The sequence below is a fragment of the Pseudodesulfovibrio mercurii genome, from assembly GCF_000189295.2.
In the GTDB taxonomy this organism is placed as follows: domain Bacteria; phylum Desulfobacterota; class Desulfovibrionia; order Desulfovibrionales; family Desulfovibrionaceae; genus Pseudodesulfovibrio; species Pseudodesulfovibrio mercurii.
The window spans coordinates 2751031-2763186 of sequence record NC_016803.1 but is presented as its reverse complement, the minus strand read 5'-3'; the positions used below and the strand labels follow the sequence as shown (position 1 = coordinate 2763186).

The following is a 12156-nucleotide window of genomic DNA, read 5'->3' as shown; positions in this document are numbered from 1 at the left end:
GAAGCTACACCTCGGCCACGATCCTGAGACGGTCAATGCGCGCCTCGTCCGGCGGCAACTCCGTGAAGACGAGCATGAAGCGCTCTCCGTCCGGTGACAGATCGCTCTTTCCGGGCTCCAGCCCACCGGACGGCGTCGCGTGCCAGGCGGACAGGCGCCTGACAGCGCCCAGGCCGTGCCGGGCGCTGGCGAAGACCACGCCGCCCTGCGGATTCGGCAAGACGCGCAGGGCGACCGTTTTCAACTCGATCTCGATGTCCGGCTGGTCGAGACGGGCCACGACCACCACGGCCAGGTCACCTTCGGCGGCACGGGCCGCGGCCCATTCCGGCGGGAAGATCGCGGAGGCCAGGGCCTCTTCAGCGTTTCGCGCCCCGTCGGCCACCACGGCCCCGACGCCCCGGAGGTAGGCGACGACCCGTTCCAACAGGGACGGACCGGCCTCGACCGGGGCCAGGTCGGCGGCCCGGGCGCCCATTTCGGCTGCGACCGCCCGTTCCAGGCTGCGGAAGAAATACAGCGGCGAATCCTCGGGCGCGTCGTCGTCCGCGACGGCCGCGCGCAGGGTCGCGTCCACCAGCGACGCCGGGACGGAGCCCCAGCAGGCGTCCAGGGCCGCCACGGGGAGACTGAGGCGGTTCCAGCCCTGGGCCAGGCCGTAGTCCGGGCCCAGGTCGACGTCGGCGGGCCCGGCGAGCCCGGCATCCGGACAGAGCTGGGCCGCCTCCACGGCATCCTTCCCACGGCGGAGGATCAGGACCATGGGCGCGTTGTAGTGGCGCGACCGCGCGCCCCAGCCCTCCAGGCGAGGGCTCAGGGACCAGACCTGCCCGGGGGCCGCGTCCGGTCGCGACGGCGAAGCGGCCCGCGCAAGGCCCTCGGCCACAGCCCCCCAGGCGTCCCGCGTCTCCCGGTCCATGGCCCGCCGTTCGCGGCACACGCCGCAGGTCTCGACATGCCGCCGCAGGTCCTCGTTCCCGTCCGGGGCGAACAGAATCCGGTCCGGCGGGCAGAACCGCAATTGGTACATCGTCTCCAGCGCTTCGCGCAATTCGTCGTCATTGAGCATCTTGTCTCTCCATCGCCGCCGCCGGTTATCCGCGCGGGCGGCCACGCCGCCCATCCGCGCCGTTGTCGCCGTCGTCCCGGTCGCTCTCCTGCTGCCTTTCAACAAGGGAACGGAACAGTTGCCGGGCGAATTCGCAGGTCCCGTCCCTGTCTTCGCTCAAGTCGTTCCTGACAAGGAACTCCCGGACCCCCTGACGCACGCTCTTGCGCAAATCCAGATACCGCGTGCCGTTCAGGCCCATGTCCGCCATGATGTCCCTGCGCTGCGCGCCCCGCGAAAAAAGCAGCAGCAGCCTGGCCTCGTCCGGGTCCAGCATCCTGCACAACCGCTCCGCCAGGGCACCGAGCTCCAGGCCGTCCATTTCCGCTTCCAGGCCTTCGCCACCGGGCCGGTCCGGGAGCAACGCGGCGATGTCCCGCGAGCCGCCCTCCTCGTCTCGGGGGCTCCCGCTGTCGATGGTCGCGGTCAGGCCGTCCATGGCCTGCAACCCGTACTGGGCAAACATGTAGTCAACGAAATGCCACAGGGAGACGAGGTACTCTTCGGCCGTCGGCCCGTCGGCCCACAGCCGCTCCCGCGCCTCCTCCCAGAAGAAGAGGCTGCATCGCTTCATGGCCTGGATCGCCAGCTTGGGGGTCTCGGGACTGAACATCGAGAGCGAGACGTCCCGATCCGCCGGCCACTCGCCGTAATGGAGCCCCAGGTAGGCCTCCTCGGCGAGCGCCTTCTCGGCCCCCCGCCCCGCCGGGGCGTACCAGCGTCCGCCCACGACGCCCTTTCGCGCCATATACGTGAAGCGCTCCGCGTCGTTGTTCATGGCGTCGCCCCATTTCCGGTACAGGGCGTGCCTGGTCTGGTCCATGCGCCGCAACGACTTCACGCTGTAGAGGAATCCGCGCTTGATGTTCCGGGCCAGCATGATGCTGTTCCCGCTTCGGGCCAGATGCAGATTCTGCGCGGACCAGGGCACGCTCCGGCGCGGCTCGGACCCGGCCTTTCCGCCCTCTCCCGTTTCCTGCTGCCGTTCGTGCCACTCATCGAGCAACCGGTAGCTGCCGTGCATCAGGTAGTAGACGAGTTCGTTCCATATGTCGTGGAGAAGCTCGACCTTGCGGCGGGAGACGTCCGGGGCGTCCGGACGGGGCAGGTTGTCATGATTGCGGAACCAGTCCAGCTCTCCCCGGCCCAGGGCGACGCCCCCGTAGGGCCAGATTTCCCGATTGTAGCTCCCCTGGCGCATCTCGCAGCACACATCGAGCACGCACTGCTTGATCGGCTTCTTGGCCTCCGGCGAACGCAGCCAGTTGATCCATTCCTCAGACGGCATGCCACTTCCTCTCCAACAGGGGACGCCGGGCAAAAACGCAACGCCCCCGATATGATCCTTTGCAACAACCTCGCCACCGGGCCGTCCCCGCACCCCCGTCCGATGGCGCCTGACAGGCGGGCCGGAACGGAACACGCTGCCGTCCCCGAAAATACACTGTCTTGTGTTAACTCCCAACCAGCGAACATATCAAGCCATTTATGTAAATCACCTGATATCTCCCGCCTGTTTTCCCGACAAAACCGACGCGAGTTTCCGTTGGCCGCCAAAAGGCCCTGGTGTGAGGGGAGGTCCCTCACGCGATGGATCGGAAACAGACAAGGAGGGGGACATCATGATCAGGACCGGCACCAACGAGGCGAGGCTCTTCCGCAATCCGTCCCCGGTCAAGGCGATGATCGGCGAATGCGCCGCCATGGAGCGGGTCCGCGACTTCGCCAAGGTCGCGGCCCTGTCCGACCGTCCCGTCCTGATCCACGGGGAGTCGGGCACGGGCAAGGAGCTCCTGGCCGACCACATCCGGAGCCTGTCCCGATACGGCGGCCGCATCGTCCGCCTCAACTGCGCCGACTTCACCGACGCCCTGTTCTCCTCCGAATTGTTCGGGCACGACAAGGGGGCGTACACCGGCGCCGACAGGGCCACGGACGGCCTGGTCAAGGCGGCGGACGGCGGCTGCCTCTTCCTGGACGAAATCGGCGAAATGCCGCTTTCACAGCAACCCCGGCTGCTGCGGTTCCTCCAGGACGGCAGCTACCGCCGCGTCGGAGGGACCCAGACCTTTCAGGCGGATCTGAAAGTCATCCTGGCGACCAACAGGGATCTCCGGGCGCTCGTCGAGGAAGGACGGTTCCGCGAGGACCTGTTCTACCGGATCTCCGTTCACGAGATGTGCCTGCCGCCGTTGCGCGAACGCGGCGAGGGGGACATCCGCGCCCTGGCCCGGCATTTCCTGAAGTTCCAGTGCGAAAAAATGGACATCGACGGGATGGCCATCTCCGAGGATGCCTTGGAGGCGCTGGCCGGCCACGACTGGCCCGGCAACATCCGGGAACTCGAGAACGTCATGGCCGCGGCCTTCGACTGGGCCCTGCACGAGGGGGACGATCGCATCGGGACGCGGTATCTCAAGATCTGCCCCGATTTCCTCGGCCGCCCCTCCGCCACCGCGACCAAGCTCATCGACGCCCTGCTGCGCGACACCGAGCGCGCCCTGGCCGTCCTGCGGGAGCAGGCGACCCCGGCGGAGGTGGAAACCATGATCCAGGGCATCGAGCCCAGCAGGGCCGACGCCGATTCGAACGCCCTGTGGAAGCGGTACCTGTCCCTGCGCAAGATCACCGAGGAGGGGCTCCGGGGCGAGGACCGCCTCCGGCTCATCGCCTCGGCGCGCAGCCACCTCGCCCATCAGGGGAACCTCAGCTGGAGGCACGTGGGGCTGATCCTGGGCAACAACGCCCAGGCCCTGCGCCGCTGCTGGGCCAGCGGCAAGCGCAAGATCGGACGCTAGGCCGCCGACCCTGGGGAGCGGCTCCACCCGGCCACGTTCTCGGCCACCATGCGGGCGATGTCCCTGAGGATCCGGTTGCCGAAGAAATACACGGAGTAGTGGGCGGACGGGACCATCATCCTGTCCGGCCTGCCGATGGCCTCCCACATGGCCAGCTGATTCTCGGTCCCCACCACCTCGTCGTACATGGAGATGTACTGCTTGATGTACCGGGCCTTGCAGTGCCTGCCCAGAACGCACTCGTCGGTGACGCTCCAGACCCGGGCGAGCTGCTCACGGGTCACGCCCTTGGCCTCCAGGTCCTGCCGGACGTAGGTCGTTATCAGTCCGTCCCAGGTGATGTCCGCCAGGTTCCCGCCGGTGATCATCGGGAACAGGAAGTCCGCCGGTTCGCAATTGGCCGCCAGGGCGGTCTGGAACCCGCCGGAACTCATGCCGATGAACCCGACGTAGTCATACCGCCGCTTCATGTATTGGAACAGCAGCCGCAACTCCGCGGTGTAGAGCCGGAAGTTGGCGATGGTGAAAAAGAGGTTCGCGCTGATCCAGTACTCCCCGGAGAACGAGCCCTGTGGCGTGCGCGCCTGATGGTACGGCACGGTGGTCAGGCCGCAATCGACCCCCATCTCCTGCAATTTGCGGCACCAGACCTCCTCGAAGGACTGGCTGGTCCGTCCCCATCCCGGCGCGAAAAGCAACAGCGTCCGGGATGGTTTTTCCGGGTTGGTGAACCACTTGAACGGCACCAGGTTGTTCTCCTCCCACGGCGAAGGGACCGGCGAATCGAACACCATGTAGCGGAAAGGGGCCTGGGCTTCGGACGTGTCCCGGTGGTGCCGACCGTCCCGGAGGCATATGCCGTCCTCGGGGGCGTAATCGTTGTAGAAACCCAACGGATCGTCGAAATACTTCTTATATCCCTCGTAGAATTCGTCGATGGTGTATACCCGCCCGTCGAAGGGGTCGGGGTTCAGATGCAGGCTGCATGTCTTGTGCTTATTCTTGATGGAAAGATACGTCCTATCAAAACCCTGCATGAATTTTTTGCATAGAAAACTCATATTGGTTCCTGACTCACTGCTGTTTTTCAACCCTGTCCTCGACGTCGGTCCATGGCTCGCCGTCCATCCCGTAGCAGGCGCTCGCCAGACTTTCCGACAACGCTTCCTGTACGGTGAACGTCTTCCGGCGGTCAAGCCCCTCATCCGTAAGGTAGCCGCGGACCAACTCCACGACGAACCGTCGAAATTCCCGCGAGAACTCCGTGACGCTGTTCGACTGGACCAGACCGCCCAGCAACACGCGGCAGGCATAGTGCATCACCTTGGGATTGTCGGTCACCGCGGTGAGGAAGACCTTGTTCCAGGCGCTCTGATAGCTGACCTGGTCCTTGAGCCGAAGCACTTCACCGTCCACGAAGGTCAGCACCTCGGCCTCCAGGGCGCGGCCCTTGCCCGTGCACTCCAGGATGGCCGAGAGCATCTGCGGATCGCGCACCAGCATGGCCGCCAGCACCCGTTTGGCGAACTCGCGACGGTTGTCGGAGGCGTCCGAAAGATACGTCCGCGCCAGATGGGTGGCGATGGTCCGCCCCATTTGCGGCTCGGAATAGAAACACAGGCTGCGCAACGCCTTGGCGAAGGAGAACAGGGCCTCCGGCTTCATCTCCTCCAGCCGCTCGGTCAGTTCGTCCAGGATGACCTTCGCGTCCGGCCACAACTCCTTCATGTCCGCCGCGGCCATGAACAGGAAGCCCAGGTAGCTCTCGCCGTCCTGGTCCTCGCTGACCAGCGCGGGGATGAAGTCCTTCTTCATGATCGGCAACAGGAGGGCGCACCGCTCCACCTTGAGCTGACCCAGGGCCGTCAGCAGGTAGTTGCAGAAGAAAAAGGCCGCCTCGGACTTCCTGGCGAGCAGTTCGTTGACCACGCTCTCCATCTGGCGGTCATCCCGATGCAGGACCGCGGCGAGCACCACCGTGGCCACGTAGCCGATGACGCTGCGCGGCCGGTAGTCGATCAGGGACAGACACGCCTGCCGGAACTCCGAATCGGGCTCCAGGGAGAGCTCGTCGAACTCGCCGTTGCACAGCTGCACGCAGTAGGGATAGAAGTCGTGGAGCACGTCGCGCTGCCGCAGCCCGTCGAATTCCACGAAAAAGCAATTGTTCCCGTGCGGGCCGATGGCCTGGTCCCACTGGTTGAGCCCGACCCCATCCAGCAGGGAAAAGACCCAACTCCTGACTCCCCGCATGATCATCGTGGGAGACTCGTCGAGGCAGGCCCTGAACACGTAGCTGTATTTCCGCGTCAGCAACTCCTTGAGCATCCGCATCTTTTCCCAGTCCACACAGCAGTCCAAGGCGGCCTTGACCGCGAATTTCGTGATCACCTTGAAATAGATGTGCATCTTCGACTTGAGCGCATACAGCCGGGTCGAAGTGGCGACGTCCAGCTTTTCGAGGCTCGGCAGGATGCCGTCCAGAAACTCCAGGACCATCTCCGGCTCCGAGCCGAAACGGGTGGCCAGGAAGTCCCCGAGTTCCCGCAGCAGGACGTCGTCCTCCTCCCTGCCCAGGGACTCTATCAGCGCACGGAAATCGTCCGGCGCAATGTTGGGCCACAGGTAGACCACGTGCTCGGTCAGCAGCCTGCGCAGGGCGAAGCTCCCCTTCCGGCAAAGCCGGGAGTACCATTCGCGCGATGAGACCACCCCCTTTTCGGGCAGTCCGTGCAGGAACATGCCGGTCATGTACCGGACATGCGAGGATTTGGTGTCGGCTATGGCGTTGAACAGGTGGCACAGGTCGTCCTGAATGCGCGGCCGCCCGTCGGACATGATCGAATAGAGCCAGTGGCCCAGCGCGCCGCCCAGGACCATGGCGTCCTGGGAGCGGGCGATCAGGTCCTGGATGTTGGCCACCGTGGTCCGGCGCAGTTCCGGATCGCGGCGCAGCTTCCGAGGACTGGGGCGGCCCAGGATGTCGGACCGGTTGTAGACGGCGCTCAGCCAGTACTGCGTGTACTGGTCGTGGAAAAACTTGTAGGCCCTGCCGAACTTGACCTCGCCGTGGCGGTTGAGTTCGGGCAGGTACACGGACTCGATGAGGCCGACCTGGATCAACGCCTCGAAGATGCTGACGGACGCGCCTTCGACCGGGCCCTTCATGAACTCGCCGAACGCGGGGTTCCGGCTCAGCTCGTCGATCCGCACGGAGTCCCGGCGCTCCCCGGAAATGGCCAGGGGAGAGCTGTCGCCGCCGGCGATGAGCTGGCGATAGATCAGTTCGGCGAAGACGTACAGGCACTCGTCGAACCGCCGCTCCAGCAGGTCGTGCGAGACCTCCCTCTCGGGGAACAACCGTTCGGCATCCGCCATCTTGCGGGGCGTCAGGAGGGAAAACAGTTTAAAATAATTTATCTTCTTCGGTATCTTGCGGCGTTTTCTCCTGCGATGCGAGGCGCCATCCTCCGAGGTGTTGGCGTACACCTCCGCGATCATCCGCATCATGAACGGGGAACAGATCAGTTCCTTCAGCGGCTCTCCCTGCTCCTCGTAGGTGGCGGGAACCAGGTTGAAACAACTCGCATAGCGATCGAAGAGGGTGGCGCGCAGGGTTTCCGACTCGAACCCGTTGACCCGGACGGCCTCGCCCCCCTGGCCCACGAAGACGCTGTCCTCCAGAAGCACCTTGGGGTTGTTGACGGATTTCCGGTACTGCTCCCAGGTTTCCACGCGGCAGGAAAAGACGAACTTGACGTTGGCGAGCGCCGACTGGTCGCGGGCTGCGTCCATGATCTCCTGAATGAGCTTCAGCGGGCCGCCGGGGCCGCCGAACTCGTTGACGGCGTCGATGAAGACCACCAGCCGGACCCCGGCCTCGCCGAGCAACCGGTCCGCGTTCTCCATCCGCCAGTCCCTTCGGGCGCGGACGATGATGCTTTCCTCCAGGAACTCGTCCAGCCTGGCCGAACGGAAACGCCTGGCGTCGAGAAAGACCGCCGGTCGGCCCGCCCTGCGCTCATCCAGGAAAAGGTGGCACAGCAGGCTGGATTTACCGATGCCCGAGCCCCCGACAAAGGCGATGGCCCGCTTCCCGCTCTCATAGAACCCGTCGTAGAAACGGCCCTCCTCCGGGAAGACGAACAGGTCGGGATTGTATTTGTACTGGAACCCGAAACCGGGATTCTCGACGATGCGGTTGCCGTCTTCGTCGTAGTCCTGAACCTGGAGCAGCGCCGCCAGGTGGTTGCACGACACCTGCCAGGTCCGCTTGCGCAGCTGCGCCATGGCGGCGGCCGCTGAGTCGACGCCGGGCGTGGCCGCCTCTTGCGCCGGGGCATGGCCCACGTCGTCGAACAACCCCTCTATGTTCTTGAAGAACAGGCTGTACTTCTCAAAGAAATGCCGGAAACGGTCGTCGCGGGACAGGCAGAACTCCACCTGGCCCGTCAGGGCCAGGTAACGTAAGAACTGCTTGACCTCGTTGTACCGCTGGAGAACGCAGATATCCAGGGGGCGGTCGGCGGACGCTCCGCCGTCGAGGACCTCCTTGTCCAGGGATTCCATGGTGTAGATGACGAACGGCGAAAGACAGAGGTAATCCGTCGGCCCGATGGGCTCGACCGGCTGGGCCCCGCCCATGGTGATGACCTTCGAGTTGTCGATGAGATACAGATCGTTGAGGGCCAGGCGCTCCGAATCCGCGCACGGGGTCCTCGTCAGCTTGAACCGCTTTTCCTTGGGCGCGGCCCCGGCAAAGGAAAGGGCCGTCACGACCGGGTCCGAGGACGGGGCGTTGATCCCGGTCACCCAGTACAGCCCGTATCGTTCGAAAACGCCCAGCAGGCACTTCACCACGTATAAACAGACGCAGGCCATGATGGTATTGACCGGGGCGACCTCGTCCCGTCGCCGCTCGCTGATGAAGGCGTGAAAACTCTTGTTCCGGAACTGGTGGATCAATTGCAGCATCGGACCGAAGGGCTGGGGAAAGACCTCGTCGAACCCGCCCCGCGCCTGGAGCAGCGGATGCAGGATGAAGCTGTCCCCGAGCGCGCCGTGCCGGTCGAGTTTCCGGAAAAGCTTCAGAAGGAGCAGAACGAAGGCGACCTGCTCCCCCTCGTTGAGCGTGGCGTTCTCGTGGAACAACGTCCGGTAGGTCTGCAACACCTCCTGCAACTCGGCCTCGGCGGCCTCCGCCAGCGCCTTGCCGCCCATGCGCTGGATGGCCCCGACGAAAAGAAACGGCAGGAAGTTCAAGACCAGCTTCCACAGCAGGATCAACTTGTCGGCCGCGTCCTTCAGCGCGGCCGCATAGCTGAGGTCGTCCGAGTCCGCCAGGGCGGCCAGCATCTCCTCGGCTTCCTTGTAGGCATTGTACCGGGCCACGAACGGCCGGGGAAAGTACAGATCCACCGCCCGGCTGAGGACGTCCACCTCGTCGAGCAGGCGGCAGGGCAACACCTCCCGTTTGCCGAACACGTTCCGCATGCATTGGCCCAGGCCGCGCACCGTTGGATCGTCGCTCTTCACCAACTGGCCGACCAGGGCCAGGAACTCGTCTCTTTCCATACCCCCCTCTCCATGCCGCCTGCGCACCGGGCCGCGATAGCGAAAACCATGTGCAACATTATCGATTCGCGCAAGCAGGTTGGTCGAACATAGTCAAGAAAGCCAAGGCCGACAACCCCATGCGATGAACCGGAGCATCCGGACAAGGCTTCATCCCCGCAAGGCCATGGCCCCGGCCGCCGCGGCCTGAGGCGGCCCGCTCCCTCCGCACCGAACGCCCCCCCGGAAACGGGCACGCGGCCCACCCGTCCATCCTCACGCCCCGGAACCGTGTGAGCCCGTCCGCTCCCATTGCGCCGGATTCCGGGCTTCCCCCGGGGCTCCAGCGCGCTCGCCTCATGCAACACTACTCATAATTCCAGGCAATTAAATGGAACCTCCCCTTTCCACAGCAACCTGGCATGCTCCTTGATTATGGCGGGGTGGAACCCAACACAAGCACGCAACAAGGAGCCGAGATGCGCGACACGTTTTCCAGGGCTTCGCCCGACCGGACGGAAACCATACGGCTGGCGGCGGCGTATGCCGCGCTGGGCCTGCTGCTGGCCGTAAACGCCGTCTTCTGCCTCGGGCTGTTCACCTCGCCCACCCAGGCGGCGCGTCGGCCCGCGCTGGTGGGACCGGCGGACGGGGCCGCTCTCCTTGATGCTGCCCACGCGCGGATCGACTCCGTGATCGAAGGGCTGCTTTCCGGCAACGAATCGGCGCTCGGACGCATCGACGGCCTGATCACCGAAACGGAGCGGCTCGGAAAGGCCATCCGCGACAACGAGTCCAGGCTCGCCCGGACCGAAGCGGCCCGTGAGGACAACCGGAGGGAATTTCTCCGGCTCATGGACGATCTTCGGACGGGGTCGAACCGTGCTCTCAAGCACGCCGGACGTTACCGGCTCCTCGACCGGACGAACCGGAAGGTGATGGGGCAAGCCGAGGAGATGCGGCGCGAATACGGCCCCCGGCCGACCCCCCTTCCCGCAGGCGCGCGACGACGCATCCCCTTCGACGGAGCGGCTCTCCGCGACGGCCTCCTGCGCCTGCGCGTGTTGCTGCAACTGGAGAACATGCACCTCACCGCCAGCAGGGCCGTGTTCCTGGCCCGCGCCTCGCTCCGCGAATCCGCCCCGGCGGCTGGCGACGACACCCGGCAACCCGGCCCGCCCATGGGCCACAACACCTCATCCGGAGGCATTCCATGAAAAGACTCATTGGTTTCATCACCGGCGTCGCGCTGACCTTCGTGATCCTGATCAGCGCCGTGAACATCCTGGGCAACATGAACCTGCCCGGCTTCCTTTCGGGATGGCGGGGGAGCGCCCCGAACCCGGAACGGGAGGCCGCATCCGCCGCCATGGCCCCCATGCCCGACACCTGGCGGCAGGTCAGGGAAATGAACCGGCGGCTTGCCGAGCGGGACGCCCTGGAAAGCCCGTCCGCCTTCGCCCTGAAGGAACAGGACGGCAAGGGGGAAACCTCCCCGGACGGCGGCGAAACGGCCGAAGCGGGCACGAGCCCCGCCGACGCGGCGATCCGGGAACCCGTCGCCGTTTCCGCCGAGGCCGCCCCCCGCCCGCAAAAGCGGCCCATGGCCGAAGCGCTGGCCAGAAAGGACGCCCCCAGGGAACTGCGCGGCATCCTGCAAAAGAATCTCGAGGCCCTCGGCTACCTCGAATAGCCTCACCGGCCCCTAGGCGGTCTTTCCCCTCCCCCTCTCCTCAGGATGTGGCGCCGTGCCGATGCACGACGCCACATCCCCTTTGGCGGCGCGATCCCCGACACGGGCAGCGCACTGGACGGCCGCATGCGCCGGGCGGCCCCGCCGCCTCCCGATGCCCCATCCGCAGCTCCGCCCCACTCAAACCGCGCCACTCGAACCGCGCCGGGTAAGCGGAGGCGAAAGCACGCCAATCGCAGCCGGGCGGACATGTGTGAGGCCGTCGCCGGGCGTGTGAGAGTCCCGGGCCCTGCATCGTCACGGGACGCCTCGCCGTTCGGCCAATTTAAAAAAATAAGGCAATAAAATCAGTATGTACAATGTAGCCAAAACCTTGGCACGCCTCCTGCTCAACGAGGGGAAAACAGGAGGATTCCATGAGAAGTAAACGCATCGTTCGAATGATGGCCCTGACCGGCGTCATCCTGGCTGCGGGCATCATGCTCAGCGGCTGCACCGCCTTCAACAACTCCCTCGGACAACGCGCCCAGCCCCCGGTCGCGCCCATGGCGCCCGTGGTGGTCAAGGACCAGTCCGAACCCATCGAGGTAAGCAAGGACGTCGAGATCGACGAGGTCCTCCTCACCTCGGCGGAGCTGGGCGTCGATCCGGCCAGGCCGGAACAGATCATCGCCCGCGCCCTGAAGGTCTCGAGGGAAGGCCGCTACGACAACGCCGAACGCCTGTTCGACATGGCGCAGCGGCTGGCCAAGCCCGGCAGCCGGTTCGGCCGCAGCTGCCTCTTCGCAAGGGCGGACATGCTGCTCAGGCTCGGCCGGGGTCCCGAGGCGGCCAAGCTCCTGGAGGAGATCGACCGCTCCCTGGATCCCATCGCCCGGTCCGAGTTGAACCGTGAGGAGCGCGTGTTGCTGGCCATCGGCGACCTGGCGGCGGGCCGTCCCTACCAACCCAATGCTCATCCGGCGGAAACCCGAGAACTGTTCGACCGCTAGGCCGGCCAGAAG

8 protein-coding genes are annotated in these 12156 nt (G+C 65.4%); 4 read left to right on the top strand and 4 right to left on the bottom strand.

All coding sequences use genetic code 11. The features are described 5' to 3' along the window. Positions 1-4: 4 nt before the first annotated feature. Positions 5-1030: a hypothetical protein gene (locus DND132_RS12485; RefSeq protein ID WP_148266994.1), complete on the bottom strand. Its 1026-nt coding sequence runs from the start codon at positions 1028-1030 to the stop codon at positions 5-7. A gap of 64 nt (positions 1031-1094) precedes the next feature. Beyond that, a complete protein-coding gene (locus DND132_RS12480) occupies positions 1095-2396 on the bottom strand; it encodes a hypothetical protein (RefSeq protein ID WP_014323110.1) in 1302 nt (433 codons plus the stop codon). Between the two features lie 334 nt (positions 2397-2730). Here DND132_RS12480 and DND132_RS12475 point away from each other — a divergent pair, with 334 nt between their 5' ends. Further along, the gene (locus DND132_RS12475) at positions 2731-3906 is read left to right on the top strand and encodes a sigma 54-interacting transcriptional regulator (RefSeq protein WP_014323109.1); all 1176 of its coding nucleotides are present in this window, start codon (positions 2731-2733) and stop codon (positions 3904-3906) included. Here DND132_RS12475 and DND132_RS12470 read toward each other — a convergent pair. Both DND132_RS12470 and DND132_RS12465 read right to left on the bottom strand, forming a co-directional pair. Then, entirely contained in the window at positions 3903-4967 is a 1065-nt protein-coding gene (locus tag DND132_RS12470; RefSeq protein ID WP_014323108.1) for a hypothetical protein, read from the bottom strand. The genes DND132_RS12475 and DND132_RS12470 overlap by 4 nt on opposite strands. A 13-nt stretch (positions 4968-4980) precedes the next feature. Further along, on the bottom strand, positions 4981-9480 hold the full coding sequence (locus tag DND132_RS12465; protein WP_014323107.1) for an NACHT domain-containing protein: 4500 nt from the start codon (positions 9478-9480) through the stop codon (positions 4981-4983). A gap of 458 nt (positions 9481-9938) precedes the next feature. Between DND132_RS12465 and DND132_RS12460 the strand changes: the two genes are divergently transcribed. The 3 genes from DND132_RS12460 to DND132_RS12450 all read left to right on the top strand — a co-directional run bounded on the left by DND132_RS12460 (position 9939) and on the right by DND132_RS12450 (position 12144). Continuing rightward, complete coding sequence (locus tag DND132_RS12460; RefSeq protein WP_014323106.1) at positions 9939-10676, top strand: hypothetical protein; 738 nt, start codon at positions 9939-9941, stop codon at positions 10674-10676. Then, positions 10673-11152, top strand: coding sequence for a hypothetical protein (locus tag DND132_RS12455; RefSeq protein WP_014323105.1), 480 nt, complete (start codon positions 10673-10675; stop codon positions 11150-11152). Before DND132_RS12460 ends, DND132_RS12455 begins: the two co-directional genes overlap by 4 nt. 416 nt (positions 11153-11568) lie before the next feature. Further along, positions 11569-12144, top strand: a complete 576-nt coding sequence (locus tag DND132_RS12450; protein ID WP_014323104.1) for a hypothetical protein — start codon at positions 11569-11571, stop codon at positions 12142-12144. The last annotated feature ends 12 nt before the right edge of the window (positions 12145-12156 follow it).

Bases quoted from the DNA above. Each gene is read 5' to 3' on its own strand.
- DND132_RS12485 (WP_148266994.1), bottom strand. From the start codon at position 1,030: ATGTACCAATTGCGGTTCTGCCCGCCGGACCGGATTCTGTTCGCCCCG.
- DND132_RS12480 (WP_014323110.1), bottom strand. From the start codon at position 2,396: ATGCCGTCTGAGGAATGGATCAACTGGCTGCGTTCGCCGGAGGCCAAG.
- DND132_RS12475 (WP_014323109.1), top strand. From the start codon at position 2,731: ATGATCAGGACCGGCACCAACGAGGCGAGGCTCTTCCGCAATCCGTCC.
- DND132_RS12470 (WP_014323108.1), bottom strand. From the start codon at position 4,967: ATGAGTTTTCTATGCAAAAAATTCATGCAGGGTTTTGATAGGACGTAT.
- DND132_RS12465 (WP_014323107.1), bottom strand. From the start codon at position 9,480: ATGGAAAGAGACGAGTTCCTGGCCCTGGTCGGCCAGTTGGTGAAGAGC.
- DND132_RS12460 (WP_014323106.1), top strand. From the start codon at position 9,939: ATGCGCGACACGTTTTCCAGGGCTTCGCCCGACCGGACGGAAACCATA.
- DND132_RS12455 (WP_014323105.1), top strand. From the start codon at position 10,673: ATGAAAAGACTCATTGGTTTCATCACCGGCGTCGCGCTGACCTTCGTG.
- DND132_RS12450 (WP_014323104.1), top strand. From the start codon at position 11,569: ATGAGAAGTAAACGCATCGTTCGAATGATGGCCCTGACCGGCGTCATC.